Source organism: Alsobacter sp. P4_H11, assembly GCF_056400925.1.
On the sequence record NZ_JBFUKI010000005.1, the window covers coordinates 91,868 to 118,689 of the forward strand.

At 67.6% G+C, this 26,822-nt stretch carries 26 protein-coding genes; 11 read left to right on the top strand and 15 right to left on the bottom strand.

Annotation, left to right across the window (positions count from 1 at the left end):
- Positions 1 to 2 precede the first annotated feature (2 nt).
- On the bottom strand, positions 3 to 887 hold the full coding sequence (gene ku, locus AC1DSZ_RS10105) for a non-homologous end joining protein Ku (RefSeq protein ID WP_476838242.1): 885 nt from the start codon (positions 885 to 887) through the stop codon (positions 3 to 5).
- Between the two features lie 111 nt (positions 888 to 998).
- The gene (locus AC1DSZ_RS10110) at positions 999 to 1,253 is read right to left on the bottom strand and encodes a hypothetical protein (RefSeq protein ID WP_476838243.1); all 255 of its coding nucleotides are present in this window, start codon (positions 1,251 to 1,253) and stop codon (positions 999 to 1,001) included.
- A 211-nt stretch (positions 1,254 to 1,464) separates the two neighbouring features.
- On the opposite strand from AC1DSZ_RS10110, the gene AC1DSZ_RS10115 reads away from it, so the two are divergent.
- Positions 1,465 to 1,875 (top strand): DUF3775 domain-containing protein, encoded by a 411-nt coding sequence (locus AC1DSZ_RS10115; RefSeq protein WP_476838244.1) that lies wholly within the window; start codon positions 1,465 to 1,467, stop codon positions 1,873 to 1,875.
- 70 nt (positions 1,876 to 1,945) lie between these two features.
- Positions 1,946 to 2,785, top strand: coding sequence for a nucleoside triphosphate pyrophosphohydrolase (gene mazG, locus AC1DSZ_RS10120; RefSeq protein ID WP_476838245.1), 840 nt, complete (start codon positions 1,946 to 1,948; stop codon positions 2,783 to 2,785).
- 14 nt (positions 2,786 to 2,799) lie between these two features.
- On the opposite strand, the gene hflX is transcribed toward mazG, so the two are convergent.
- The 6 genes from hflX to AC1DSZ_RS10150 form a co-directional block, all read right to left on the bottom strand.
- On the bottom strand, positions 2,800 to 4,203 hold the full coding sequence (gene hflX / locus AC1DSZ_RS10125) for a GTPase HflX (RefSeq protein WP_476838246.1): 1,404 nt from the start codon (positions 4,201 to 4,203) through the stop codon (positions 2,800 to 2,802).
- Between the two features lies 1 nt (position 4,204).
- A complete protein-coding gene (gene hfq, locus AC1DSZ_RS10130) occupies positions 4,205 to 4,465 on the bottom strand; it encodes an RNA chaperone Hfq (protein ID WP_188517487.1) in 261 nt (86 codons plus the stop codon).
- A gap of 169 nt (positions 4,466 to 4,634) precedes the next feature.
- Complete coding sequence (locus AC1DSZ_RS10135; protein ID WP_476838247.1) at positions 4,635 to 5,516, bottom strand: D-amino-acid transaminase; 882 nt, start codon at positions 5,514 to 5,516, stop codon at positions 4,635 to 4,637.
- Positions 5,517 to 5,594: 78 nt separating this feature from the next.
- The gene (ntrX, locus tag AC1DSZ_RS10140; RefSeq protein ID WP_476838248.1) at positions 5,595 to 6,962 is read right to left on the bottom strand and encodes a nitrogen assimilation response regulator NtrX; all 1,368 of its coding nucleotides are present in this window, start codon (positions 6,960 to 6,962) and stop codon (positions 5,595 to 5,597) included.
- A gap of 40 nt (positions 6,963 to 7,002) precedes the next feature.
- Positions 7,003 to 9,276: a sensor histidine kinase NtrY-like gene (locus AC1DSZ_RS10145; RefSeq protein WP_476838249.1), complete on the bottom strand. Its 2,274-nt coding sequence runs from the start codon at positions 9,274 to 9,276 to the stop codon at positions 7,003 to 7,005.
- 167 nt (positions 9,277 to 9,443) lie between these two features.
- The gene (locus tag AC1DSZ_RS10150) at positions 9,444 to 11,273 is read right to left on the bottom strand and encodes a glycoside hydrolase family 15 protein (RefSeq protein ID WP_476838490.1); all 1,830 of its coding nucleotides are present in this window, start codon (positions 11,271 to 11,273) and stop codon (positions 9,444 to 9,446) included.
- A 278-nt stretch (positions 11,274 to 11,551) separates the two neighbouring features.
- Here AC1DSZ_RS10150 and AC1DSZ_RS10155 point away from each other — a divergent pair, with 278 nt between their 5' ends.
- The 7 genes from AC1DSZ_RS10155 (at position 11,552) to fdxA (ending at position 17,957) form a co-directional block, all read left to right on the top strand.
- Positions 11,552 to 12,568, top strand: coding sequence for an ABC transporter substrate-binding protein (locus AC1DSZ_RS10155; RefSeq protein WP_476838250.1), 1,017 nt, complete (start codon positions 11,552 to 11,554; stop codon positions 12,566 to 12,568).
- A 7-nt stretch (positions 12,569 to 12,575) separates the two neighbouring features.
- Positions 12,576 to 13,418, top strand: a complete 843-nt coding sequence (locus AC1DSZ_RS10160) for an ABC transporter ATP-binding protein (protein WP_476838251.1) — start codon at positions 12,576 to 12,578, stop codon at positions 13,416 to 13,418.
- Positions 13,415 to 14,251: an ABC transporter permease gene (locus tag AC1DSZ_RS10165; RefSeq protein WP_476838252.1), complete on the top strand. Its 837-nt coding sequence runs from the start codon at positions 13,415 to 13,417 to the stop codon at positions 14,249 to 14,251. The genes AC1DSZ_RS10160 and AC1DSZ_RS10165 overlap by 4 nt, the downstream gene beginning before the upstream one ends.
- 75 nt (positions 14,252 to 14,326) lie before the next feature.
- A complete protein-coding gene (locus tag AC1DSZ_RS10170) occupies positions 14,327 to 15,673 on the top strand; it encodes an FAD-dependent oxidoreductase (RefSeq protein WP_476838491.1) in 1,347 nt (448 codons plus the stop codon).
- Positions 15,670 to 16,836 (top strand): CaiB/BaiF CoA transferase family protein, encoded by a 1,167-nt coding sequence (locus AC1DSZ_RS10175; RefSeq protein ID WP_476838253.1) that lies wholly within the window; start codon positions 15,670 to 15,672, stop codon positions 16,834 to 16,836. Before AC1DSZ_RS10170 ends, AC1DSZ_RS10175 begins: the two co-directional genes overlap by 4 nt.
- Positions 16,836 to 17,612, top strand: a complete 777-nt coding sequence (locus AC1DSZ_RS10180; protein ID WP_476838254.1) for an enoyl-CoA hydratase-related protein — start codon at positions 16,836 to 16,838, stop codon at positions 17,610 to 17,612. Before AC1DSZ_RS10175 ends, AC1DSZ_RS10180 begins: the two co-directional genes overlap by 1 nt.
- Positions 17,613 to 17,615: 3 nt before the next feature.
- Complete coding sequence (fdxA, locus tag AC1DSZ_RS10185; protein ID WP_476838255.1) at positions 17,616 to 17,957, top strand: ferredoxin; 342 nt, start codon at positions 17,616 to 17,618, stop codon at positions 17,955 to 17,957.
- A 2-nt stretch (positions 17,958 to 17,959) separates the two neighbouring features.
- On the opposite strand, the gene ntrC is transcribed toward fdxA, so the two are convergent.
- The 3 genes from ntrC to dusB are packed head-to-tail and all read right to left on the bottom strand — an operon-like array spanning position 17,960 to position 21,592.
- Positions 17,960 to 19,411 (bottom strand): nitrogen regulation protein NR(I), encoded by a 1,452-nt coding sequence (gene ntrC, locus AC1DSZ_RS10190; protein ID WP_476838256.1) that lies wholly within the window; start codon positions 19,409 to 19,411, stop codon positions 17,960 to 17,962.
- 19 nt (positions 19,412 to 19,430) lie between these two features.
- Positions 19,431 to 20,564: a two-component system sensor histidine kinase NtrB gene (locus AC1DSZ_RS10195; RefSeq protein ID WP_476838257.1), complete on the bottom strand. Its 1,134-nt coding sequence runs from the start codon at positions 20,562 to 20,564 to the stop codon at positions 19,431 to 19,433.
- Positions 20,561 to 21,592 carry a tRNA dihydrouridine synthase DusB gene (dusB, locus tag AC1DSZ_RS10200; protein ID WP_476838258.1) on the bottom strand — a complete coding sequence of 344 codons (1,032 nt, stop codon included), beginning with the start codon at positions 21,590 to 21,592 and terminating at the stop codon, positions 20,561 to 20,563. The genes AC1DSZ_RS10195 and dusB overlap by 4 nt, the downstream gene beginning before the upstream one ends.
- A gap of 121 nt (positions 21,593 to 21,713) precedes the next feature.
- Between dusB and AC1DSZ_RS10205 the strand changes: the two genes are divergently transcribed.
- Both AC1DSZ_RS10205 and AC1DSZ_RS10210 read left to right on the top strand, forming a co-directional pair.
- Positions 21,714 to 22,916, top strand: a complete 1,203-nt coding sequence (locus AC1DSZ_RS10205; RefSeq protein ID WP_476838259.1) for a bifunctional 2-C-methyl-D-erythritol 4-phosphate cytidylyltransferase/2-C-methyl-D-erythritol 2,4-cyclodiphosphate synthase — start codon at positions 21,714 to 21,716, stop codon at positions 22,914 to 22,916.
- Positions 22,913 to 23,404 carry a CinA family protein gene (locus tag AC1DSZ_RS10210; protein ID WP_476838260.1) on the top strand — a complete coding sequence of 164 codons (492 nt, stop codon included), beginning with the start codon at positions 22,913 to 22,915 and terminating at the stop codon, positions 23,402 to 23,404. The genes AC1DSZ_RS10205 and AC1DSZ_RS10210 overlap by 4 nt, the downstream gene beginning before the upstream one ends.
- Here the strand turns inward: AC1DSZ_RS10210 and AC1DSZ_RS10215 are convergent.
- The 4 genes from AC1DSZ_RS10215 to lpdA form a co-directional block, all read right to left on the bottom strand.
- Positions 23,401 to 23,886: a type II toxin-antitoxin system RatA family toxin gene (locus tag AC1DSZ_RS10215; RefSeq protein ID WP_476838261.1), complete on the bottom strand. Its 486-nt coding sequence runs from the start codon at positions 23,884 to 23,886 to the stop codon at positions 23,401 to 23,403. The two genes, AC1DSZ_RS10210 and AC1DSZ_RS10215, sit on opposite strands and share 4 nt — an antisense overlap.
- 6 nt (positions 23,887 to 23,892) lie before the next feature.
- A complete protein-coding gene (gene lipA / locus AC1DSZ_RS10220) occupies positions 23,893 to 24,852 on the bottom strand; it encodes a lipoyl synthase (protein WP_476838262.1) in 960 nt (319 codons plus the stop codon).
- 106 nt (positions 24,853 to 24,958) lie between these two features.
- Positions 24,959 to 25,246: a GlsB/YeaQ/YmgE family stress response membrane protein gene (locus AC1DSZ_RS10225; RefSeq protein ID WP_188517470.1), complete on the bottom strand. Its 288-nt coding sequence runs from the start codon at positions 25,244 to 25,246 to the stop codon at positions 24,959 to 24,961.
- Positions 25,247 to 25,265: 19 nt separating this feature from the next.
- Positions 25,266 to 26,705: a dihydrolipoyl dehydrogenase gene (gene lpdA, locus AC1DSZ_RS10230; RefSeq protein WP_476838263.1), complete on the bottom strand. Its 1,440-nt coding sequence runs from the start codon at positions 26,703 to 26,705 to the stop codon at positions 25,266 to 25,268.
- Positions 26,706 to 26,822: the final 117 nt, after the last annotated feature.

Here is a 26,822-nt window from a genome sequence, read left to right on the forward strand (position 1 = left end):
TGTCAGCGCTTGGTCGCGGTTCTGCGTGCAGCGGCCGGCTTCCGGGCCTTTGCGGCGGGCGACTTTGCGGTGGATGCGGCCGGGCGTCGGCGCTCGGTCGGCGCACCCTCCTGCTGCAGGCTGAGCCGCAGCGCTTCCAGGATCCCGGTCGGCTTGGTCGCAGCGGGCGCCTTGGGGGCCTTCGGAGCCTTTTTGCCCGCCTTCTTGGCTTCAAGCAGCGTGCGCAGGCTTTCCTCGTAGCGGTCGTGGAACTCGGCGGGATCGAACGCGCCGAGCTTGCGCTCGACCAGGGCGTCGGCCACTTCCAGCAGGTCCTTGTCGAGCTTGGGGGCGGCCGTGAGATCAGCGAAAACCTCCTCGTCGCCGCGCACCTCGTAGGGCCAGCGCAAGACGGTCGCCATGAGGCCGGCGTCGCGGGGCTCCAGCAGAACGATGTGCTCGCGCTGGTGCATCACCACGGTGGAAAGGGCCGCGAGCTTGCGCCGGGCCATCGCCTCGCGGATCACCTGGAAGGCTTCCTGAGAGGGCTTGTCGTCGGGGGCGAGGTAGTAGGGTCGGTCGAAGAAGAGTGGATCCACCTCGTTTCGATCGACGAAGCGGTTGATCTCCATGATGTGGGTGGCCTCGAGGCGGACATTGTCGAGTTCCTCCTCGGTGACCTCGACCATCTCGCCCTTGGCGATCTCGTAGCCCTTGGCCTGGTCGTCCTTCTCGACCTCCTGGTTCGTCTCCTCGTCGAAGAGATGAATGCGAAGGCGATTGCCGGTCTTGCGATTGATGCGGTGGAAGTGGACGGCTCGCGCCTCCGTGACGGCGGGGTAGAGCGCCACCGCGCAGTTCACGAGCGACAGCTTCAGGTAACCCTTCCAGACCGACCGCGGCGCCATTCCGTTCTCCGTGAGCCTGCGCGAGCGCAATTGCCCCAGAACAAGCTTCGGCCCCCGCGGCGGGTTCCGCGGGGGCCGAAGGCATGGCGCAGCTCGGTTCGGGTGAGACCGTCAGGCGCCGCTATCGAGGATTTCGATGACCTTGCGCGACTTGGGCTCGACCACGAGCACGCGGCTCTGGTCGATGACGATGCCATAGGCGCCATCCGCCTGGATGATCACCTGCGCGCCGGCCGGAAGAACGGCGCCGACCTTGATCGGCTGGGCGACGGATGAGGTTTCAACCTGGCCGACAGGCGGGGTCTTGGATGCAGCAAGGGCCGGGGTGGCGAGAGCGATCACGGCAAGAACGAGGAAGGGGCGCAAGACGCAGTCTCCGGTGGCCGCAGAGAACGATTGGAGCGGGCCGAAGTTGCCGGTCCGCCAAGGTTTTTTGCGCAACCAAACGGTTCCGCGCTGTGCGCTTGCACACACGGGCGGGCCTTGTTGACGAAGCGCAAATCGAGTGCGTCGCACGCAACCATCGGCAGGTCAGAAACGTCTTCCCGGACACCAAGACCAGCAAGAGGCTCCGACCATGGATATCGCCCTCGACAAGGTTTGCGCGCTGATCCGCCAGGCCCGCCAGTTTGACGTCAAGGAGGGCGAGACGGACCCGGACTCCGGCTCGAACCCGGCGGACGACCGTTCTTTCGACGTGCTTGAATCCGGCGAGGACGATCCGGTCGAAGGCGAGATCCGCGCTTTCATCACCGGCCTCAACGTGGACGAACGCGCCAACTTGGTGGCGCTCGTGTGGGTCGGCCGCGGCGACTACGGGCCGGATGAGTGGGACGACGCCGTCGCGCTCGCCAAGGAGCGAACCGATACGCCCACAGACGACTACCTGCTCGGGATTCCGAACTTGCCCGATCTGCTGGACGAGGGTCTTGCCTCGTTCGACCTCAGTTGCGTGGACGAAGCTGCCGAAGCCGGCGCGGGCGTCTGACGCCGCCCCATCGCATCCGGCTTGCGGTTTAGCTAGGGTGTCCGGGCCTTCGATTCAGCCCGGACCGCCCGTGACCGAGAAAGCTCCTCCCCGTCCCTCGCGGGACATCGCCGACCTGCTCGCCATCATGGCGGCGCTTCGCACCCCGGGATCCGGGTGCCCGTGGGATCTCGAGCAGGACTTCGCGTCGATAGCGCCCTACACGATCGAGGAGGCCTACGAGGTCGCGGATGCGATCGAGAAGGGCGACCTCTCGGACCTGCGCGACGAACTCGGGGATCTATTGCTGCAGGTCGTGTTCCACGCCCGCATGGCGCAGGAACAGGGAGCGTTCGATTTCGGCGGCGTCGTGGAAGCGATCACGACCAAGCTCATCCGGCGCCATCCGCATGTCTTCGGCGAAACGCGGCATATGCCGCCCGCGGCCGTCAAGGCGCTGTGGGGAGAGATCAAGGCGGCCGAGAAGGCCGAGCGGCGCGCGGCGCGCGAGGCGGCGGGACTGCCCGCGGAGGAGCATTGCGGGCTTCTGGCCGACATACCAACCGCCCTGCCCGGCCTGACGCGCGCCGTGAAGCTGCAAGCCAAGGCGTCCACGGTCGGCTTCGACTGGAATGACGCCCGCCTTGTCCTGGACAAGCTGCGCGAGGAGCTCGGCGAAATTGAGGACGCGCTGGACGTCGGCGACAAGGCGCAGGTGGCCGGAGAGGTCGGCGACCTGCTCTTCGCCGTGGCGAACCTGGCGCGGCATCTCGACGTGGATCCCGAAGCCGCGCTGCGCGGCACGAACGCCAAGTTTGAACGGCGCTTCGGCTTCATCGAGCGCGCGCTGGAGCAGCAGGGCCGCTCCACCGCGGACGCCAGCCTGGATGAGATGGATGCGCTCTGGAACGCGGCCAAAGCCGCGGAGTAGTCTGCAGCGGGCTCCTAGCGCGTACGCCGCGCGCCGGGGAACCGGCGCAGGAGCCGCGGCTCCTTTTCGGGCGCGATCCGGGCCGCGATCAGCACGCCGCCCTCGCCGTCCTCACGGCGATCGAGCACCTCGGCCTCCTCGTAGAGCCAGTGCAGGCCAGCGCCGTCGGCCGAGTCCACGGCGACGTGAAACACCGGGCGCTCATGAGCGAGCCTGTTCTCCACAGCGGCCTTGAGCCGGTCCATGCCCTCGCCGGTCACGGCCGAGACCAGAACCGGGCGCCCCTCGGCCGGCCGATGCTCGACGACGCCGAGCAGGCGCGTGCGCTCGTCCTCGGGCAGCAGGTCCGACTTGTTCCAGACCTCGATGAGGCGCTGGTGGTCGTCCGGATCGACGCCGAGCTCGCGCAGGATGCCGATCACGTCGGCCGACTGGGCGTCGGTGTCGCCATGCGAGACGTCGCGCACGTGCAGGATCACGTCGGCCGCGATCACGTCCTCCAGCGTCGCGCGGAACGCCGCGACCAGCATGGTGGGGAGGTCGGAGATGAAGCCGACCGTGTCGGACAGGATCACGGGCGCGCCGTGCGGCAGCTTGACCACGCGCGCGGTGGGGTCGAGCGTCGCGAACAGCATGTTCTCGGCCATGACGTCGGCGGAGGTCAGGCGATTGAACAGCGTCGACTTGCCGGCGTTCGTATAGCCGACCAGCGCTACCACCGGGTACGGCACCTTGCGGCGGCTCTCGCGGTGGAGAGAGCGGGTGCGCTTGACGCTTTCCAGCTCCTTCTCGATGCGGCCCATGCGCTCCAGGATGACGCGGCGGTCCGCCTCGATCTGGGTTTCGCCCGGGCCGCCCAGGAAGCCGAAGCCGCCGCGCTGGCGCTCCAAATGTGTCCAGGAGCGCACGAGGCGGCTCTTCTGGTACTCGAGATGCGCGAGCTCGACCTGCAGCCCGCCCTCGCGGGTGCGGGCGCGACGACCGAAGATTTCAAGGATAAGACCGGTGCGGTCGATGACCTTGCAGCCCCAGGCCTTCTCGAGGTTGCGCTGCTGAACCGGGCTGAGGCCGCAATCCATCATCACGAGGTCGATCTCGTCGGCCTTGATGGCGCCGGCGAGTTCCTCGACCTTGCCCTTGCCGAGATAGGTGGCCGGACGCGGCGACGCGATGGTGACGAGGATCGCCTGGACGACATCGAGGTCGATCGCGGCGGCGAGCCCGGAGGCTTCCTCCAGGCGCGCCTGCGGGATCCTCAGGTTGACGGCCGCGCTCTTGTCGTTCGCGGCGTCATAGGCCTGCTTCCGCGCGGAGAAATAGGGTCCGACCACGAGGGTGCGCGTGCCGGAGGCGATCTCCTTCTCCGGCTCGACAGGGCCCTTGTTCAGCGGTTCGGTAGGGCCAGGAGAATGCTTCAATTCAGTCCTTCATCGGGGTCGGGGCGCCCTCGTCCTGCTCGAACAGCGAGACGGGGTGGCCGGGCATGATGGTCGAGATCGCATGCTTGTAGACGAGCTGACTGTGCCCATCGCGGCGGAGCAGCACGCAGAAATTATCGAACCACGTCACAACGCCCTGCAGCTTCACTCCGTTCACGAGGAAGATCGTCAGCGGCACCTTGTTCTTGCGGACGTGGTTGAGGAAAGTGTCCTGAAGGTTTTGATTCCGCTCCGCAGCCATCGCATTAGCCCCTCTTGTTGCTCACCAGCTCGCGAGGACGGGTCCGCTTTTCGGCTGGTGCGTTAACGTCTCGAAATTATCCAAACCAACATGCCTGACGGCCTACGCGACAGAAATCGCCAAACAGGCCGTCACGCTACGCTACCACGATTACGCCCCACAACCACCCTCAAGCATAAGGCGCCGTCACCACATGTGACATTTCAGTCACTTGGTGCAGAGCTCCCCGTAATGCAAGGGCCGTGGGCCCCGGCTTGCCGTCGCCGACCGTCGCGCCGTCGATTTTGACCACCGGAATTACAAGGCTGGAAGCAGAGGTGATGAAGGCCTCGGCGGCCTGCTTGGCCTCCTCGACGGTGAACGGACGCTCCTCGAGCGTCAGGTTGCGGCGCCCGAGCAGGTCGACCACCCCGGTCCGCGTTACGCCGCGCAAAATGCGATTGTCGGCCTGCCGCGTGACGATCCGTCCATCATGGGTGACGATCCACGCGTTGGTGGACGCGCCTTCCAGCACGGTTCCGTCCTGGTCGACGAACCAGGCCTCGCCGGCCCCTGCCTCTTTCGCCTGCTGCTTGGCGAGAACATTCGGGAGCAGCGACACGGACTTGATGTCCGGCCGCGCCCAGCGGGTTTCCGGAACCGTAATCACGGAGACGCCGGCCGCAGCCGTCCGCTCGCCCGCGGCAGGATCGATCGATTTCGCGGTCACCACCAGCGCCGGCGGCGTCGCAGGGTCCGGGAACTTATGGTCCCGCCGGGCCACACCGCGCGAAACTTGCAGGTAAACAAGGCCGTGGCGGACGCGATTGCGCGCGACGGTCTCGCGCATGATCGTCAGCAGCGCCTTGCGGCCCATGGGGGCCGCGATGCGCAGCTCCCTCAGCGAGCGGTCGAGCCGGTCGAGATGGCGGGTCTCGTCCACCAACCGCCCTCCGAAGACCTCGCACACCTCGTAGACCCCATCGGCGAACTGGTAGCCGCGATCCTCGACATGGACGGCCGCGTCGCGGTGAGGCACGTAGCGGCCGTTCACGTAGGCGATGCGGCTCATTGGTCGGGTCCTTTGTCTTGGGCGCGTCGCGCCAGTTTTAGTTGTCAGGTGGTCGGCCAGGGCGATCCGCTGACCGCCTCAGCCGATGCCGAGCGACTTCAGCTTGCGATGCAGCGCCGAGCGCTCCATGCCGATGAACTCGGCCGTGCGGGAAATATTGCCGCCGAAGCGATTGATCTGCGCGACCAGGTACTCGCGCTCGAAGATCTCGCGCGCCTCGCGCAAGGCCAGTGACATCAGCTTCTCGCCGCCCGCCCCGTTGGGCGTGGACGGCACGAGCGAACCCACCTCGGAGGGAAGCAAATCCGCCGTGACCTCGGCGCTCGGATCGCCTTCGGCGAGGATCAGCAGGCGCTCGATGTTGTTGCGGAGCTGGCGGATATTGCCCGGCCAGTCATGCGACTGCAGCACCGCGAGCGCGTCATCCGCGATGGTGCGCTTGGGCAGGCCGGTCGAGGCCGAGATCTGGTCCATGAAGAACGCGATCAGCTCGGGGATGTCGTCGCGCCGCTCGGCGAGGCTCGGAACCCGGATCGGCACGACGCTGAGCCGATGCAGCAGGTCCTCGCGGAAGCGGCCGGCCATGATCTCGCCCGCGAGGTCGCGCGCCGTGGACGAAATCACGCGCACGTCGACATGGACCCGCATGGCCCCGCCGACGCGCTGGAAGTTCTGGTCCACGAGCACGCGCAGGATCTTGCCCTGCGTCTCGCGCGGCATGTCGGCGACTTCGTCGAGGTAGAGCGTGCCGCCATGAGCCTCTTCGAGTGCGCCAACCTTGCGGCCCTTGCCATCCGCGCCTTCGACGCCGAAGAGCTCGGTTTCCATGTTCTCGGGCGTGATCGTGGCGGCGTTGATGGCGACGAACGGCCCCGAGGACCGGGACGACAGCTGGTGGATGGTGCGCGCCGCAAGCTCCTTTCCGGAGCCGGGCGCGCCCGAGATCATCACGCGGGCGTTGGTGGTGGCCACCCGCTCGATGGTCTGCCGCAGCTGGTTGGAGGCCTGGGAATGGCCGATGATCTTGGTGCCCTGCTGCGACTTGACCCGCAGCTCCTTGACCTCGCGCTTGAGGCGCGAGGCTTCCAGCGAGCGCTCGGCGACCAGCACGAGCCGATCGGCCTTGAACGGCTTCTCGATGAAGTCGTAGGCGCCGCGCTTGATCGCCGAAACCGCCGTCTCGATGTTGCCGTGGCCCGAGATCATCACGATCGGCAGGTCGGGATGCTGCTCCTTGATGATGTCGAGGAGTTGTAATCCGTCCAGCCGGCTGCCCTGGATCCAGATGTCCAGAAACACGAGATGCGGGCGGCGGGCCTCGATGGCGGCGAGCGCCTCGTCGGAGTTGGCCGCCGTTCGGGTGCGGTGACCCTCGTCGTCGAGAATGCCGGCGACGAGTTCGCGAATGTCGGTCTCGTCGTCGACGATCAGGATGTCTGCGCTCATCGCGCGGTCTCCCTCTTATGAACGGTCGTGGATGAGAACATCACCGCGCCTTTTCTCGTGCTGCGGCGAGATCCCTCCGGGATTCGGCCAGTTGCGCTGTGTCTTTCGACACACCTTCGCGCGGGAACCACATGCGAACGAGGCCGCCCTGCGGCACATCCGGATTGTCGAGAAGCTCGATCCCGCCGCCATGGTCCTCGAGGATCTTGGCCACGATCGCGAGTCCGAGCCCCGTTCCACCGTCACGGGTGGTCATGTAGGGCTCGAGCAAGCGTTGGCGATGCTCGCGCGGGAAGCCTTTGCCGTTTTCGGCGACCGTGATCACCACGTTCCCGTCTTCGGCCTTGACGACCACCTTCACGAGGCCGGGGCCGCGCACCTCTTCGGGCGCGGCCGCGATCGCCTCGGTGGCGTTCTTGACGATATTGGTGACAGCCTGCGAGATCAGCCGGCGATCGAAGCGGGCGACCAGCGGCGTCGAGGGGATGTCTTCCTCGAACGCGATGTCGGGGCTGCCGACACGCATCAGGAAGAGCACCTGGCGGACGATGCCGCCCAAATCCTCGTTCTCGGCGAGGGGCTTGGGCATCCTCGCGAAGGACGAGAACTCGTCCACCATCCGCTTGATGTCGTCCACCTGGCGCACGATCGTGTCCGTGCACTGGTCGAAGATCTCGCGGTCGACGGTGATGACCTTGCCGTATTTGCGCTTGATGCGCTCTGCCGAGAGCTGGATCGGCGTGAGCGGGTTCTTGATCTCGTGCGCGATGCGCCGCGCGACGTCGGCCCAGGCGGCGGTGCGCTGGGCGCTCACGAGGTCGGTGATGTCGTCAAGGGTGATGATCCAGCCCTTGTCGCCATCGGGCGACTGCTCGCTCGACACCCGAACGGTCAGCGTCCTGTCCTGGCCGTTCGCCGACACGACGACCTGGCCCTGCACGAGGCGAAGACGCTCGCTCAGCGCCTCGTCGACGATCGGCGCCAGCGCCGGAATCATCTCCTGCACGGGCTTGCCCAGCCACTTGTCGCGGGAGCCGTGCAGCAGGCGCTCGGCGGAGGGATTGAGCACCGTGATGCGGCCGACGCCGTCGATGCTGATCACGCCCGCCGATACGCCGGAGAGCACCGCCTCGGTGAACCGCCGACGACGGTCGATCAGGTCGCGGGCCTGGGTCAGTCGATCGTGCTGCTGGCGCAGCTCGGAGGTCATCTTGTTGAAGGTCTCGGCCAGATGCGCGAGGTCGCCCTCGCTTTTGCGGGCCGGCACCTGAACGTAGAAATTGCCGGACGCGACCTGGTCGGTGGCGTGGATGAGGCGCCGGATCGGCGACACAAAGCTGTTGGCGAAGGCGAGACCGGTCCAGACGGCCGAGAACAGCAGGATCAGCGAGATCAGCACATACATGCTCGCGAAGGCGACCTGCACGTCGATCTTGCGCTGCGACAGCGCTTCATAATAGGCGGCGGCCTGCTCGGCCTGCTGCGGGAATTCGAGCGCTTTCGGGTCCACCGCCCTGGCGACGAACAGGAAGGTCTGGTCCATGGCGGGCACTTTCAGCACCGCCCGGAACACGTTCCCGGAGTTGGGGATCAGGCACCAGGCCTCGGAATCCTGCGCGGCCGCCATGTCGTCCTTGCTGGGCAGCGGCAAGCCTTCGATCGGCTTGATCTCGATCCGCTCCACGACCGAGAGATCGTCCTTCAGCAGCATCGCGACCGGGAAGCCGAGGAAGACCGAGCGCGACTGCATGAAGTCGCGGTAGGCGGGCCTGTTCTGGTCCAGCAGCGGCTTGGCGCGGGCGAGATCAGCCGCCATCAGGTTGATCTCGCGGCCGATGGTGCGGCACTGCAACTCACGATAGGCGTTGGCGACGTCGACCGAGGTCGAGAGCAGGTTGCGGATATAGCGGCTGAACTGGATGTCCAGCCCGCGCTCCAGCGTGATCCAGCCCACCACAGCGACGAGGATGGCCGGCAGGGCCGCCACGAGGGCGAAAAGCGCAACGATCTTGGCGTGGAGCCCCGAGGCCGCCACGCCGGCCCGCCTGGCCTTGATGAGCCGATAGGCTTCGCGCACCACGAAGCCCAGCAGCACCATCACGAGCAGCGCGTTGACCATGAACAGGCGCAGCACGACATCGTGCGTCGGCGACAGCGGCACGAGGCCGGCCAACACCACGAAGGTCGCCACCGCCGAGAGCAGCGCCAGGATGACGACCACCGTGCCGATCACGCGCGACGAGCGGGACGCCTCGCGCGGCGGGGTTCCGGGCGCGTCTGGCAGGCTCGGGAGTGCAACGGACGTACCTGCCATCGTGCCTGCGTCTTCTCCACGTCCCGTCGGCGACTCAGGGCCACGCCCTGATGCGGCGGGGCAACAGTGTTGCTCAATGAAGACGAAAACGAGGCGCGATGGAAGAGCGCGGCCGGGTTAGCGGTGGATCGTTAACCACCGCACCGCCGGCGAATGCGCCATTTGGGTTACATCTTCCGGGGCGGCGCGGACGCGACGCCATGCCCGTCAGCGGCGCGCTCCATGGCGGGGCCTTTGGTTCGCGACAGGTTCAGCGCCGTGTTGATGAGCCCCACATGGCTGAAGGCCTGCGGGAAATTGCCCACCATCTCGCCTGCCTCGACGTCGTATTCCTCCGCGAGCAGACCGACATCATTGCATATCCCCACGAGGCGCTCGAACAGCTTCTCGGCGTCGGCTCGGCGCCCCTGCATCAACAGGCAGTCGGCCAGCCAAAAGCTGCAGGCGAGGAAAGCGCCTTCGTCGGAGGGTAGCCCATCCGTGGTCGCGTCGAGGTCGTAGCGCATCACGAGCCCTCCCCGCATGAGCTTGCGCTCGATCGCCGCCACCGTGCCGACGAAACGCGGATCATTGGGCGGCAGGAAGCCGACATGCGGGATCAGCAGCACGCTCGCGTCCAGCGCCTTGGATCCGTAGGACTGCACGAAGGCGTTCAGCTCGCCGTCGAAGGCCTTGGCGCATACTTCGGCGTGTATCTCGTCCGCGATCGCGCGCCACTTCCTGGCCAACTGCTTTTCGCCGTTCCGCTCGGCGCTGGAGGCGGCGCGATCAAACGCCACCCAGGCCATCACCTTGGAATGCGTGAAATGCCGGCGCCCGCCCCTCACCTCCCAGATGCCCTCGTCCGGCTCGCGCCAGGCGGTCTCCAGGAACTTCATCATCACGGGCCGCAGCTCCATCGCGCGCGGATGGGGCGGCAGCCCGCCCTTCTGCGCGACCGACAGCGCGTCCGCGAGTTCGCCGAAGACGTCCAGCTGTCTCTGGTCCACGGCGGCGTTTCCGATGCGGACCGGGACGGAGCCGCGGTGGCCGGGCAGCCAGTTGGCTTCCCACTCGGGAAGGCGGCGCTCGCCCGCGATGCCGTACATGATCTGCATCTGGGCGGGTGAGCCCGCGATGGAGCGCATCAGCCAATCGCGCCAGGCGGACGCCTCGTCGTAATAGCCGGCGTCCATGAACGCCTGCAGCGTGAAGCAGGCGTCGCGGACCCAGCAATAGCGGTAGTCCCAGTTGCGGACGCCACCGATTTTTTCCGGCAAGGAGGTGGTGGGGGCGGCCACGATGCCGCCGGTGGGCTCGTAGGTGAGCGCCTTGAGGACGATCAGGGAGCGGCGCACCGGCTCCGTCCAGCGGCCGACATCCGGGGCGCGCTTGGAGAAGCCGCGCCAGAAGGCCTCGGTCCTCTTCAGCGCCGCCTGGGGATCGAGCGGCTTCGCCGGCGTCGCCGTGGACGCCTGCTGGGTGAGCACGAACGAGACGGTCTCGCCTTCCTTGACGGAGAAATCGCCAACGGTCCGCATGTCCTCGCCATGCAGGTGCACGTCCGACTGGATCGTGACGCGGTGCGGGCCCGCGATCGCCTGGATGGTCCCGTCCTCCATCCGGTTCACCCACGGAACCGTGAGGCCGTAGTCGAACCGCACGACAATCTCGGTGCGGAAGGCGACTTCGCCCGAGTCGCCGATCACGATGCGCACCACGTCGGCCCGGCCATCGCGCGGCGGCATGAAGTCGATCACGCGGGCGACGCCCCCGGCCGTCTCGATGCGGGTTTCGAGGATGAGCGCGCCGTCCCAGTATCGCCGGCTTCGTTTGGCTTTCGGGTCCGCGCAGGAGATGCGCCAACGGCCGTTGCGGGACGAGCCCAGGATCGCCGCGAAGCAGGCGTCCGAATCGAAGCGCGGCAGGCACAACCAGTCGATCGAGCCGGCGCGCGACACCAGCGCGGCCGTCTCGCAGTCGCCGATCAGCGCATAGTCCTGAATGCGGGCTACCAGGGCGAAGCTCCTCGTTTGGGGCTCGCTACGCTGGAGCCGAGCGACAACGATAGCGCGAAAGCTCGGTTCCGTGCCCGCGACGCCCGAAGAACGGGCAATTCGCGCCCAAGGCGCCCGATACGGAAGCGCGTTCGAATTCCGGCAACGCACAATCCGAATATCTCTTCTTTCTGGGACGGCGAACGCGTGCTTCACTGCCCTCAACAACAGCAATCATGATGGCCTCGGTCGAGCCAGCGCTCCCCGGCCGTTTCGTCTTCAACGCAGGAGGGTGCGTCATGGGACCGTTGGATCGCCGTCAGTTTCTCAAGGCCGGAGCGGCCGCCGCCGCAGCCGGGCCTTTGCTCAGCGTCGGCGCGAACGCGCAGGGCAAGCCCGTGGTCAATCTCCAGCTCGGCTGGATCCTGGGCGGCAACCAGATCGGCGAAGTCTGCGCCAAGCAGATGGGCTTCTACGACCAGGAAGGCGTCGACCTGAAGTTCCAATCGGGCGGCCCCAACATCGACGGCGTCGCCGTGGTGGCGGCGGGACGCTTCGAGGTCGGCCAAGTGTCGTCCTCGCCTTCCCTGATGCTCGCGGCGTCGCAGGACATCCCGATCCAGTGCTTCGCGGTTGGCGCCCAGCAGCACCCCTACACGTTCTTCTCGCTGAAAAAGAACCCGGTGCGCGAGCCCAAGGACCTGGTCGGCAAGAAGGTCGGCATCCAGGCCACGGGCGTGATCCTGCTGCGGGCCTTGCTGGCCAAGAACAAGATCCCCGAGAAGGACGTCACCATCGTGACCATCGGGGCCGACATGGCGCCGCTGCTCACCGGGCAGGTGGACGTGGTGACCGGCTGGCTCACCAACACCACCGCACTCAAGGTGCTCGGCCCGGACCGCGTCGACCTGCGCCTGTGGGACGCGGGCGTGCATCTCTACGCCCTGCCCTATTACGCCACGACCACCACCATCAAGACCAAGGCCGACGTGCTGCAGAAATTCCTGCGCGCCAGCGGCAAGGGCTGGGCCTATGCGCACGCCAACCGCGACGAGGCCGTGAAGCTGCTCGTCAAGGAGTTCCCCAACCTCGTGGCCGCCGACGAGCGCGAGGCGCTGGACGTGATGCTGCAATACGCCTTCTCGGCCAGGACCGGCGCGGAAGGCTGGGGCACGATGGATCCGGCCGTCTGGGCCGACCAGATCGGGCTCTACGCCGAGCTCGGGCAGTTCTCCAAGCGCACCCCCAAGCTGGAGGAAGTGATGACCATGGACATCCTCAAGGCCACGGCCGACGGCCGGCCGAAGATTGGCTGATGCGGGGATGACCGCCCCCTCCACGGCGACGTGCCCCCTCCCCGTCGCCGGGTTTCCTCCGGCGGCCGTGACGGCCGCGGGCGAGCCCGCCGTCAGCTGCCGCAACGTTACCGTTCGGTTCGTCACGGACCGGCGCACCGTCACGGCGCTGGAGAACGTGTCCTTCTCGGTTGAAAAGGGCGGCTTCCTGTCGCTGCTCGGCCCGTCGGGCTGCGGCAAGTCCACGCTGCTGCGCGTCGTGGCCGACCTGGTGTCGCCCACGCACGGCCAGGTGAACGTGCTCGGAATGACGCCGCAGGATGCGCGGCTGAAGCGCTCCCTGGGCTTCGTGTTCCAGGACGCCGCCCTGCTGCCTTGGCGGACGGCGCTGCAGAACGTCGAGCTGCCGCTCGAGGTCGGCGGCGCCAAAAAGCTGCCGAGCGGCGCACCGACGCCTCGGGAATTGATGAAGCTGGTGGGCCTGGAGGGCTGGGAAGGCAGCTTCCCGCACGAGCTCTCGGGCGGCATGCGCCAACGCGTCTCCATTGCGCGCGCCCTCCTGGGCGGCCCGCGCATCCTGCTGATGGACGAGCCTTTCGGGGCGCTGGACGAGATCACGCGCGACCGCCTGAACGAGGAATTGCGGCGGATCTGGCAGGAGACGGGCACGACCATCATGTTCGTGACCCACTCGGTCTACGAAGCGCTGTTCCTGGGCGAACAGGTGCTCGTGCTGGCCGCCAACCCGGGCCGCGTGACCGAGCTGGTCGACGTCGACCTGCCGCGCGACCGAACCCTCAAGATCCGCGAGACAGCCCCCTTCGTGAGCATTGCGGCGGAGCTGCGCGAATTGCTCGGGAGGGGCGTATGAGCACCATCGCCGAAACCGCAGACCTTCTGCCCGACGTTTCCGCAGCGGAGGCCGAGTTCGCCCGCCGCAAGGCGCGCGAGACGTGGCGTCGCCGTTTGCTGCCGGCGGCCGGCATCCTGGGCGCTCTCGCGCTCTGGGGCGCGGCGGTCTGGATCTTCAAGGTTCCGCCCTTCGTGGCGCCCTCGCCCGTCGCCGTGTTCGCGACGCTGACGGCCAAGTTCGGGCTCCTGATGGAGAACCTGCTGCCGACCGCCATCGAGGCGATCTGTGGCTTCCTGCTCGGCAATGTCACCGCGATCGTGATCGCCACGACCTTCGTGCACAAGAAGGTGCTCGAGGAGGCGTTCTTTCCGCTGGTGGTGATCATCAACACCATCCCGGTGGTCGCCAAGGCGCCGATCCTCGTGCTGCTGCTCGGCAACGGCATGGAGCCCAAGATCGCCATCGCGGCGCTGATCTGCTTCTTCCCGACGCTGGTGAACATGGTCCGCGGGCTGGAGTCCGTGAACCCGCAGGCCATGGAGCTGATGCGGGTGCTGTCGGCCTCCAAGACCGAGGTGTTCCTGAAGCTGCGCCTCTACAACTCGCTGCCCTACCTGTTCTCGGCGTTGAAAATCTCGGCCTCGACATCGGTGATCGGCGCGATCGTGGGCGAGTGGATCGGCTCCACGACCGGCATCGGCGCGCTGATCATCCAGGCCACCTACGCATTCGACTCGGCGCTGCTCTACGCCACCGTGATCGTCGGCTCGTGCTTCTCGATGCTGTTCTTTCTCACCATCACGCTGGCCGAACGGCTCGTGGTGCGCTGGCAGGCGCCGACCGGCCACTGAGTTCGCAGTTCTGATCAACCAACGCGCGCAAAGCGCTGATCCAATGACGGAACCCCCAAGGAGGTCCCGATGACGATGATCGACCGGATCGAAGAAAAGCCCGGCTCAGCCCGCGTCGCCGCACGCTCGGACGTGGTGGTGGTGGGCGGCGGCCCCGCCGGCTTCGCAGCCGCACTGGCGGCACGGCGCGAAGGCTGCAGCGTCACGCTGGTGGAGCGCTATCCCTATCTTGGAGGCCTCGCCTCCGGCGGCATGGTGCTGGTGCTGGACGACATGCACAACGGCGACGAAGTCACCGTGCAGGGCGTCTGCATGGAGATGATCGAGCGCATGGCCAAGGTCGGCGCCGCCGTATTCCCGCCGCCCGAGGACCGACGGCAGGGCTGGGACGTGTACCGCAAGTGGGCTCGCTGGGGCGCATTCGACTTCCGCGCCCAATCGAAGCCGGCCCCGATCGTGATGGCGGCGGCCTTTGATCCGGACGGATGGAAGCGGATCTCAAACGAGATGATCGCCGAGGCCGGCGTCAACCTGCGCCTCCATTCCTGGTTCTCCAAGGCAATCGTGCAGGACGGCCGGATCAAGGGCGTGATCTGCGAAACCAAGGCTGGCCGCGAGGCCATCCTGGGCGACGTCGTGATCGACACCACGGGCGACCTCGACGTCGCCTCGGCGGCGGGCGCGAAGTTCAACGAGGGCAAGTACATCGTCACGACGGTGTTTCGGCTTGGCGGCGTCGACGCCGACGAGAACGAGCGGTTCCGCGAGCAGGACCCCGAAGCCTATGCGCGCATCGATCGCGAGGCCAAGCGCGTCATGGGCGGCAGCTGGGACTTCTGGTGGCTGAAGACGCCGCTCCCCGGCATCGTGTGGTGCAATTGCCCGCACATGACCGGCTACGACGCGCTCACGGTCGAGGACCTGACCCGCGCCGACTTCGAGGGCCGCAAGCGCATCTATGCGCTGGTCGACTATGTGCGCGCCAACATGCCCGGCTTCGAGAAGGCTTTCGTCGTCGACGTCGCGCCGCAGCTCGGCATCCGCACCACGCGGCTGCTGGAAGGCGAATACGTGGTCACCAAGGACGACGTCCGCGACCGCGTGCACTTCGCCGACACGGTGGCGCGGGGCCGCGACTACTACACGCCCTATCGAGCCATGCTGCCGAAGGAGGTCGATGGGCTGCTGGTCGCCGGTCGCCACTACTCGGCGACCGAGTCGGCCCAGAAGATGTCGCGCGAGATCCCGCCCTGCATGTCCATGGGCCAATCGGCCGGCGTCGCCGCCGCGCTCGCAATCGCCGGGAACATGCCGCTGAAGCGGGTCGACCCCCGCGCGATCTGCGCCCGGGTCCGCGCCCAGGGCGGCGACCCCGGCGACATCCCGTCCGCCAACGCAACACTGATGGAGAACGCCGCGTGACCTCCCCGGCAGAACTGCCTCTCGCGGGCGTCCGCATCGTCGATTTCACCCAGGTAATGATGGGTCCGGTCGCGACCCAGGTCCTGGCCGACTTCGGCGCCGACGTCATCAAGATCGAGCGCCCGCCGACGGGCGACCTCTCCCGGACCTCGTTCCCGAACGACCCGGCCGGGCTGACCGGCCCGGTCTATTGTTCACTCAACCGCAACAAGCGGTCGATCGTGCTCGATACGCGCAAGCCCGAGGACAAGGAGGCCGTGCTGCGCCTCCTGGACGAGGCGGACGTGGTGGTGAACAATTTCCGCGCCGGCGTGATGGACCGCATGGGATTCGGCTACGAAACCCTGAAGGCCCGCAACCCGCGCCTGATCTACGCGGTGGGGACCGGATACGGCCTCGTCGGCCCCTATGCGCACAAGGGCGGCCAGGACGTGCTCGCGCAGGCCATGTCGGGCGTGATGGCGCGCCGCTCGGACGCGCATCTTCCGCTCTCGATCTACTCCACGACCTTCGCGGATTATTCGGCCGGCATGCACATGGTGCAGGGCGTGCTGCTGGCGCTGCTCCAGCGCGAGAAGACCGGCCGGGGGCAACTGGTGAGCGTGTCGCTGCTCGATTCCATGCTCGCGGCTCAGACCCAGGAGGCCGCCGCCTTCATGATGCGCGGACGCGAGGTGAACTGGGGCGCGATGCCGCTCACGGGCGTATTCGAGACCACGGACGGGGCGCTCGTGATGGTGGGCGCCTTCAAGGCCGATCCCGTGCGCGACATCGGGACTGCGCTGGAGCTGCCGACCCTGCACGAGGACCCGCGCTTCAAGGACCACGCCTCGCAGGTGGCCAACAAAGCCGCCCTGCACGCCATCTTTCGCGAGCGCTTCGCCACGGACACCACGGCCCATTGGCTCGGTCGGCTGGAGGCGCAGGACCTGCTCTGCGCTCCTGTCCGGACACTCGGAGAGGCGCTGGCCGACGACCAGACGCGGATCAACGGCATGATCCTGGAGACCCATAACAGCATCGAGAAAGTGCGCGTGGTCGGCTCGCCCGTGCACCTGTCCGACGCCGTCGTGGAGGTCCGCATCCCGCCGGCGGAGCTTGGGCAGCACACCGCCGAGGTGCTGGCCGAGATCGGCATGGCGCCGGTCGGAAAGGTCGCCTGATGCCGATCCGCTTCAAGGTCGCCGACCACGTCGCGCGCGTCACCATCGACCGGCCGGAGGTGCTGAACGCCATCGACGTCCAGGCCGAGCGTGAGCTGCAGGACATCTGGGCCACCATCGAGATGGATCGCGACGTTCGCGCCGTGGTGTTGACCGGCTCAGGCGACCGGGCGTTCTCGACCGGCGCGGATATGAAGGGCGGCAGCGGCGCGAGCGGGCTCGAATACTGGGCCATGCCGCGCCCCGGCGGCTTTGGCGGCATCGCCTTGCGCGAGACGCTGGACGTGCCCGTGATCGCCCGCGTCAACGGCCATGCGGTGGGCGGCGGCTTCGAGATGGTGCTCGGCTGCGACCTCGTGATCGCCGCCGAGGAGGCGAGCTTCGGCCTGCCGGAAGCCCGCGTCGGCCGCATGCCGCTGGATGGCGGAATGACGCTGCTGCAGCGCCAGATTCCTTTCCGTCAGGCCATGGGCCTCATGCTGACCGGCAAGCGCATCAAGGCCGACGAGGCCTTCCGCATGGGGCTCGTGAACGAGGTCGTCCCGCGCGCGGATCTCGACGCGGCCGTGGATCGCTGGCTCGCCGACATCCTGGCCTGCGCGCCGCTTTCGGTGCGCGCCATCAAGCAGGTGGTGCGCCGCACCGCCCACCTCACGGCCGCCGAGGCGCAGGCCCAGCGCCTGCCGGCTCTGGTCGAGGCGCTGGCGAGCGAGGATTCGCAGGAGGGCGTCCGCGCCTTCGTGGAAAAGCGCAAGCCGGTGTGGAAGGGCCGCTAGGCCATGACCTTCGTGATCACCGACCCGTGCATAGACGTGAAGGACAAGGGCTGCGTCACCGCCTGCCCGGTCGACTGCATCTACGAGGGCGGCCGCACGCTCTACATCCACCCGGACGAGTGCATCGACTGCGGGCTGTGCGAAACGATCTGCCCCGTGGCGGCGATCTACCCGGACGATCGCCTGCCATCGGCGCTGGAGCCGTGGCTGGCGGTGAACCGCGAGTTCTTCGGCCCGGACGTAACGGGCTTCGGCAGCCCGGGCGGCGCGGAGCCGCGCTTCCGGACGGCGCTGGACCACCCCGTGGTTGCGGGCTGGGCCGCGAAGGCCGAGCCCGCGCCCTAAGCTCACCGCGTCGTGCGGATCACCTGGATATCGAGATCCCGGATTTTCTTGCGCAGCGTGTTGCGGTTGAGGCCCAGCAGCTCCGCGGCCTTGATCTGGTTGCCGCGGGTGGCCGACAGCGCCGCGCCGATCAGCGGCTCCTCGAGGTCGCGCAGCACGCGGTGGTAGAGGCCGGGCGGCGGCAGGTCGCCCTTGAACTGCGAGAAATACTTGCCGAGATGGCGCTCGACGGAGGCCATCAGGGTGTCGTCGTCCGGCATCGACTCCGGACGGAGGATCGGCGACCCCGCCAGGCTGGGCTCGGCCAGCTCGGCCTCGATCAAGGGCTCGGTGATTGTTTCCTGCGGGTAGAGCGCCGCCAGGCGACGGACCAGGTTCTCCAGCTCGCGCACGTTGCCGGGCCAGCGATACCGCTTCATCCGGTCGAGCGCGCCCGCGTCGATCTGCTTGCGCGGCAGTCCCTCGCGCTCCACCATCGTGAAGAAGTGGCGCACGAGGTCCGCGATGTCCTCGGAGCGCTCGCGCAGCGGCGGCAGGCGCAGCGGCACGACGTTGAGCCGGAAGAACAGGTCTTCGCGGAACAGCCCCTGCTGGATCGAGATGCGCAGGTCCTTGTTGGTGGCCGCCACGATCCGGACATTCGTCTTGATCGGCGTGCGGCCGCCGACGGTGGTGTACTCGCCCTGCTGGAGCACGCGCAGGAGCCGGGTCTGCGCCTCCATCGGCATGTCGCCGATCTCGTCCAGAAACAGCGTGCCGCCCTCGGCCTGCTCGAAGCGGCCGGAGGCGCGCTGCATCGCGCCCGTGAAGGCGCCCTTCTCGTGGCCGAAGAGCTCGCTCTCTATGAGGTCGCGCGGGATCGCGGCCATGTTCACGGCCACGAACGGGCCCTTCCGGCGCTTGCCGTAGTCATGCAGCGCGCGGGCGACGAGTTCCTTGCCGGTGCCGGACTCGCCCGTGATCATCACGGTGAGGTCGGTCTGCATGAGGCGCGCGAGCGCCCGGTAGATCTCCTGCATGGCGGGCGAGCGGCCGACCAGCGGGATGTCCTCGGGCTGCTCCGGCTCCTCGGCAGCCGGCGCGCCTTTCGGCCGCGACAGGGCGCGGGCCACGATCGCCATCAGCTCCTTCAGGTCGAAGGGCTTGGGCAGGTATTCGTAGGCGCCGCGCTCGGAGGCCTTGATGGCCGTCATGAACGTGTTCTGCGCGCTCATCACGATGATGGGGAGATCGGGCCGAAGCTTCTTGATGCGCGGCAGCACGTCAAAGGCGTTCTCGTCGGGCATCACCACGTCGGTGACGACGAGATCGCCCTCTCCGGCCGCAACCCACCGCCACAGGCCCGAGGCCGTACCGGTTGAACGAACTTCGTAACCCGCCCGCGCAAGCGCTTGATTCAACACAGTCCGGATTGCGGCATCGTCGTCAGCGACGAGGATAGTGCCACTCGGCATCGATCACCTTTGTTGTTGCTCAGGCCCGACCGTCGCGCGCCACATGCATCGGCATCAGCACCCGGAAAGTCGTCCTGCGGGGCAAGGAGTCGCACTCGATGACGCCCCCGTGGTCCCCAACGATCTTCGCAACCAAAGCAAGACCGAGGCCACTCCCGCTCTGCTTGGTGGTGACGAACGGATCGAACAGGTGGCGCACGAGGTCGTCCGGAACGCCCGGGCCGTTGTCGCGGACACAGAATTCCAGCGGCAGGCTGACGCGCTCGCGCGAGCCCGGAACCGTGATCCGCACGCCCGGCCGGAACGCCGTGGTGAGCTCGATCTCGCCGTCGACCGCATCCGGGCCGATCGCCTCGGCGGCATTCTTCACGAGGTTCAGGAAAACCTGGATCAACTGGTCCCGATTGCCCATCACGGGCGGCAGCGAGGGATCATAGGTCTCGATGAAGCGCACGTTGCGCGCGAAACCCGAGGCGGCGAGCCGTTTCACGTGCTCCAGCACGGCGTGAATGTTGACGGGCTCACGCTCAACCGGCCGCCCATCGGCGAAATCCTCGAAGCGATCGACGAGCTTCACGATCCGGTCGGTCTCGTCGCAGATCAGGCTGGTGAGCTTGCGATCTTCATCCGAGGCGGACATTTCGAGGAGCTGGGCGGCGCCGCGAATGCCCGAGAGCGGGTTCTTGATCTCGTGCGCGAGCATGGAGCCCAGCGCCGAGATCGACCTTACGGCCCCGCGATGCGTGAGCTGCCTGTCTATTTTTTCGGCAATTGTCCGTTCTTGCAGCATCAGCACCACTTGGGACTCGCTGTCCCCGGCCGGCGCGACGAAAACATCGACGATGCGCTCGCTGCCGATGCGGGGCGTGCCGATGTCGACGCGATACTCGTTCATGCTGCCGCCGCGACGGCGCGCCTCGTCCACTAGGTTCACGACCGGCGAGCCGAAGGGCAACAGGTCGGCCAGGCCGTAGCGCTGCAGCGTCGGTCGGCTCATCTCGAAGAAGCTCTCGGCGGCCGAGTTCGCCTCCGCGACCTGGTTGTCGCTGTCGATCAACAGCACCGGCAGCGGCAGGACGTTGAGAATGGCGTCGCCGCGACCGGCTGCGCCTGCCTCCCGGCGACGGTTGCGGGAAAACGAAGCGATGTTCATGCGGCTTCTTCCAGCAGGGGGCAGTCGAAGGCGGCCGACAGGGCCGCCGCGACGTTCGGGGGAGAGTCGTTGGTGACGAGGATCTGGCGCAGCGCCGCCGGGATGACCCGGCCCTCCCGAGCAAGATCCTCGACGTAGCCGACGAGGTGCTTGCGGGCGTGGCGAACGCCGACCCGGGCGCCGTAGGCGGTGAGAAGGCTGTCGTAGTGCTCCAGCGCGGCTTCCCGTCGGTCCTGAAGGCTCGGCGCGTGGGCAGGCCCGCCCGCGAGGCCCCGGGCGATCATGCCGGGCAACCACGGGCGGCCAACGGCGGCGCGGCCGATCATGACGCCGTCGGCTCCGGACCGGGCCAGCATGGCGTGCGCGTCTGCGAGCGTGCTGCAATCGCCATTGGCGATCACCGGCAGGGACACGGCCTCTTTGGCGTCACGGATCGCGTCCCAGTCGGCCTGGCCGGTGTAGAACTGGCAGCGGGTCCGGCCGTGGACGGTGATGAGCTGGATGCCCGCGGCTTCGGCGCGCCGCGCCAGTTCGGGCGCATTGCGGGTGTCGTCATCCCATCCGAGGCGCATCTTCAGCGTTACCGGGATGCGGACCGCCGCAACGGTGGCGTCGATCAACGTCAAGGCGTGGTCGAGGTCGCGCATCAGCGCGGAGCCGGACAGGCCGCCCGTGACCTTCTTGGCCGGGCAGCCCATGTTGATGTCGACGACGGAGGCGCCGGAGGCTTCCGCGACCCGGGCGGCCTCGCCCATCCAGTAAGCCTCGCGCCCGGCGATCTGCACCACATGAGGATCGATGCCGGTCCCCTCCGCGCGCAGCCTGGCCTCGGCCGACCCCCGCACGAACTCGTCCGACGCGACCATCTCGGAGACGACCAGCGAAGCGCCAAACCGGCGGGCGATGCGCCGCATGCCGGCGTCGGTCACGCCCGACATCGGCGCCAGCGCGACGCAGCCGTCGAGCTGCAACGGTCCGATACGCAAGGGCGCCAGCTCGGCCTGCACGCTTTTTGTGCACTCTTTCATCGTGCCTGCATTCTAGACATTTTTTGCATTGCAACAAGTGGAGCATCGGAGGCTGCGACAGGATGCGCGGCCGCCCCGACACGGGTTTGACCGCAACGTAAAATCGCGTCAAACCGAGGGCATGTCAGAGGATATACGCTGGGCCGTTCTCATCGTGGCGGCAGGTAAAGGCGAACGCGCCGGCGGCGCCGTTCCAAAGCAGTTTCGATTGCTTGCGGGTCAAACCGTGCTGGCGCGCAGCGTCCAGGCGCTTGCGGCCGGCTGCGAGGGCGCGCCCATTCTCTGCGTCATCGGCGAAGGCGACCAGGCCGCTTTCGACGCGGCCCTGGACGGGAACGCACAGCGTTCGCCGTTGCTACCGCCCGTCATTGGCGGCGCCACACGGCAATCCTCCGTGCTGCAAGGTCTTCGGACGCTTGCAGAAGGGCGCACCCGCCCGACCCATGTTCTCGTCCATGACGCCGCCCGGCCTTTCGCCTCGTCGGAGCTCATCGCCCGCGTGATGGAGGCGACGCTACGGACCGGCGCTGCAATCCCGGGGGCGCCCGTCACGGACACGGTGAAGCGGGTGGGTGCGGACGGTCTCGTTCGCGAAACGCCGCCCCGCTCCGAGCTGCGCGCCATCCAGACGCCGCAGGGATTTGCGTTCGAGGCCTTGCTGGCCGCGCACGAGAAGGCCTTCGCGGCGGGCCGCACGGACCTCACCGATGACGCCGCAGTCTTCGAAACCGCCGGACTGCCTGTCGAGATCGTGGATGGCGCGATGGAGAACGTAAAGTTGACCCGCCTCGAGGACTTCAGCGCCGCCGGAGCGCGGCTGTCGCACGCGCTCGAGACGCGCGTCGGCTTCGGCTACGACGTCCATGCGTTCGGCCCCGGCGACCACGTGATGCTGGGCGGCGTCGCGATCCCGCATGGGCGCGGCCTGGCGGCCCATTCGGATGGCGACGTGGCGCTGCACGCCATCACGGACGCGATCTTCGGCGCGCTGGGAGACGGCGACATCGGCTCGCATTTCTCGCCGACCGACATGCGCTGGAAAGGAGCCTCGTCGGACCTCTTCCTGCGCTACGCCGTTGAGCGCGCACGAAGCCGCGGCGGGCGGATCGACCATCTGGACGTCACGCTGATCTGCGAGGCTCCCAAGATCGGCCCGCACCGCGAGGCCATGCGCGCCCGCATCGCGGAAATCTGCTCCGTGCCGCTGGGCCGGGTCGGCGTGAAAGCGACGACGTCCGAGGAATTGGGCTTCACCGGTCGCCGCGAGGGGATCGTCGCCCACGCGGTCGCAACCATGCGCCTCCCGGCGGAGCCGGACGCATGATCCCGCACGACATCGAGAACCGCGCCGCCGCCGTGCTGGCGCATCTGCGCACCCGCGGGTTGAGGGCCGCGACCGTGGAATCCTGCACGGGCGGCCTCGTCGCTGGCGCGCTAACGGCCGTGCCCGGGTCGTCCGACGTGGTGGAGCGGGGCTTCGTCACCTACTCCAACGAGGCCAAGAACGAACTCGTCGGCGTGCCTGCGGCCTTGATCACCGCCCATGGCGCGGTCAGCGAGCCGGTGGCCCGCGCCATGGCGGAAGGTGGGCTGGAGCACTCGCGCGCGGATGTCACGGTGGCGATCACGGGCGTGGCGGGGCCGGGCGGCGGCTCGGACCTGAAGCCGGTCGGCCTCGTTCATTTCGCGGCCGCAAGGCGCGGCGGCGAAACGCTGCATCTGGAACGCCGCTATGGCGACCTGGGGCGCGCGGGGATCCGCGAAGCGGCGGTCAGGGATGCGCTGGATATGCTGGAGCGCGCAAGCGCCTAGGCGGGCCGCTCCGCCGTCGTTCCGAGCCGACGACCGACGCCATAGACCAGGTTGGCGCGTTCCTCGAAGGCCTCGGCGAATTTGCGGAAGGCGCGCTCGAACATGGCGCCCATCAACAGTCCCAGCGTGCGGCTGCGGAACTCGTAAGTGATGTAGAACTCCACCACGCAGCCGTCGGCGTTCGGCTGGAAGGACCAGCGGTTCTCCAATTGGCGAAATGGTCCATCGACATATTCGACGAGGATCTTCAGCCGCGGGCGATCGAGCGTGACGCGGCTCGTGAAGGTTTCGTGGATGGCCTTGTAGCCGACCGTCATGTCGGCCACGAGCACCTCGACGCCCTCCCCGCTCTGCGCCTTGCGGCGGACCTTCAGGCCCTCGCACAGCGGCAGGAACAGCGGGTATTTCTCAACGTCGGCGACGAGATCGAACATCTCGGCGGGGGTGTGCTTCACCCGCCGTGTGGTGCGGAACGACGGCATCGCCCCTCAGGCGCCCTGGCGGGCGACCCGCGCCGCCTTCAGCTTGGCGAAGTCGTCGCCGGCGTGGTGGGACGAGCGCGTGAGCGGCGACGACGACACCAGCAGGAAGCCCTTGGTCTGCGCGATGGTCTCGAAGCCCTTGAACTCGTCCGGGGTGACGAAGCGGATAACGGGGTGATGCTTCTTGGTCGGCTGCAGGTACTGGCCGATGGTGAGGAAGTCCACGTCGGCCGAGCGCAGGTCGTCCATGAGCTGCAGGATCTCGTTCCGCTCCTCGCCGAGGCCGACCATGATGCCGGACTTCGTGAAGATGGTGGGATCGAGCTCCTTCACGCGCTGCAGCAGCCGGATGGAGTGGAAGTAGCGCGCGCCGGGGCGCACCTTCAGGTACTTCGACGGAACGGTCTCGAGATTGTGGTTGAATACGTCCGGCCGCGCCGCGACCACGATCTCCAGCGCGCCCTCCTTGCGCAGGAAGTCGGGCGTCAGCACCTCGATGGTGGTGCGCGGGCTGCGGGCCCGGATGGCGCGGATGACCTGGGCGAAATGCTCAGCGCCGCCGTCGGCGAGGTCGTCGCGGTCCACCGAGGTGATGACCACGTGCTCAAGGCCGAGCTTGGCGACCGCGTCGGCGATCTTGGCGGGCTCCTCGGCGTCCAGCGCGCCCGGCATGCCGGTCTTCACGTTGCAGAAGGCGCAGGCCCGCGTGCAGGTGTCGCCCATGATCATGAAGGTGGCGTGCTTCTTCTCCCAGCACTCGCCGACATTGGGGCAGCCCGCCTCCTCGCACACGGTGACGAGCCCGTGTTCGCGCACGATGCGGTTGGTCTCGGCCCATTTGGGCGAGCCCGGCGCCTTCACGCGGATCCAGTCAGGCTTTCGCTGCACCGGCTGGTCCGGGCGGTGGGCCTTCTCCGGATGGCGGGGACGCGTGTCCTTGTTCAACAGGTCCAGGAGAACGGCCATCTTGCATGCTCCTCGCGGGCAGCGCCCGCGCATGGTCGGGAGGTAGTCACTTTCGACCGGCGCGGCAAGGCGCAGCGGAATGGCGCCATCGTCGCATGGGGCCTTCCTACCCGGTCGGCTGGCCCCGCACCTTGCGCCAGATCCACAACACCAGCACCGCGCCAATCACGGCCGCCACCAGCGTCCGGAAGAAGCCGAACACCGGCACGTTCATGAGTTCGGCGAGCTTGCCGCCGACGAAGCTGCCCGCAATGCCGACCAGCAGGTTGGTGAACAGCCCGTGGTTGGACTCGGTGATCCGCTCCGCAATCCAGCCGGCGAGCACGCCGACCAGCAGCATGGTGAAGAACCCCATATTGGGGTTGCCGAGCGCCGAATAGGTGGTGGAGTCCATGGCCGTTCCCCTCGATGGGCTAGACGTGGATGACGCGCCCATACGCATCCAGCACGCTCTCGTGCATCGTTTCGGAGAGGGTCGGATGCGGGAAGACCGTGTGCATCAGGTCTTCCTCGGTGGTCTCCAGCCCCATCGCGACCACGAAGCCCTGGATCAGCTCGGTCACCTCCGCGCCCACCATGTGAGCGCCGAGCAGCTTGCCGGTCTTGGCGTCGAAGATGGTCTTCACCAGCCCGTCCGGCTCGCCCAGCGCGATCGCCTTGCCGTTGCCGATGAACGGAAAGCGGCCGACCTTGATCTCGAGCCCCTGCTCCTTGGCCTTCGCCTCGGTGAGGCCGACGCTGGCGATCTGCGGGTTGCAGTAGGTGCAGCCAGGGATCTGCAGCTTGTCCATGGCGTGCGTGTGCATGCCCTTGATGGTCTCGACGCAGATGACGCCCTCGTGCTCGGCCTTGTGGGCCAGCATCGGCGGGCCGGCGACATCGCCGATGGCGTAGACGCCCGGCACATTGGTGCGGCCCATGCCGTCCGTCACGATGCTGCCGCGGTCGAGCTTGACGCCGAGCGCCTCAAGGCCGAGCCCCTCGGTGTTGCACACCACGCCGACCGCCGAGATGAGCCGGTCGGCCGTGATGGTCTGCGAGCCGCCTTTCTCGTCCTGGATGGTCGCCGTGACGTTGTCGGCGCCCTTCTCGACCTTGGTCACCTTCGCGCCAGTGAGGATCTTGATGCCTTGCTTCTCGAAGCGCTTGCGGGCGAGCGCCGCGATCTCGGCGTCCTCCACGGGCAGCACCTGCGGCAGCACCTCGACCACCGTCACTTCGGCGCCCATGGTGCGGTAGAACGAGGCGAACTCGATGCCGATCGCGCCCGAGCCCATCACGATCAGCGACTTGGGGAAGCTCGCCGGGTTCATGGCCTCGAAATAGGTCCAGATCAGCTTTCCGTCCGGCTCGATCCCAGGCAAGGCCCGCGGCCGCGCCCCGGTCGCCACGATGATGTGCTTGGCCTTGTAGGTCCCGTGGCCAAGCGTGCCCTTGGGCACCGGGTTCTGCGGCTGCACGACGGGCTTGGAGGACGGGCCGACCACGACCTCGCCCTTGCCGAGCTTGGCCTCGCCCCAAATCACGTCGACCTTGTTCTTCTTCAAGAGGAAGCCGACGCCCTGGTTGAGCTGCGCCGAGATCCCGCGCGAGCGCTTCACCACGCCCGCGAGGTCGAATCCGGGCTTGCCCTCGATGGTGAGCCCATAGGCTCCCGGATGCTGCATGTAATGGTAGATCTCGGCCGACCGCAGCAGCGCCTTGGTGGGGATGCAGCCCCAGTTCAGGCAGATGCCTCCCAGGTGCTCGCGCTCCACAACCGCGGTCTTGAACCCAAGCTGCGCCGCCCGGATGGCAGCGACGTATCCGCCCGGCCCGCCGCCGATGATGATCACGTCGTAGGTGTCGGCCATGTCAGGGAACTCCGCTCTGTCCCTCTCCCCTTCGTGGGGAGGCGCTTGGGTGGGCGTCGCGCCCCACCAGCTGAGATTGTGCTTCGTGGTAAGGCCGTTCCGCCGATGGCCGCCAGC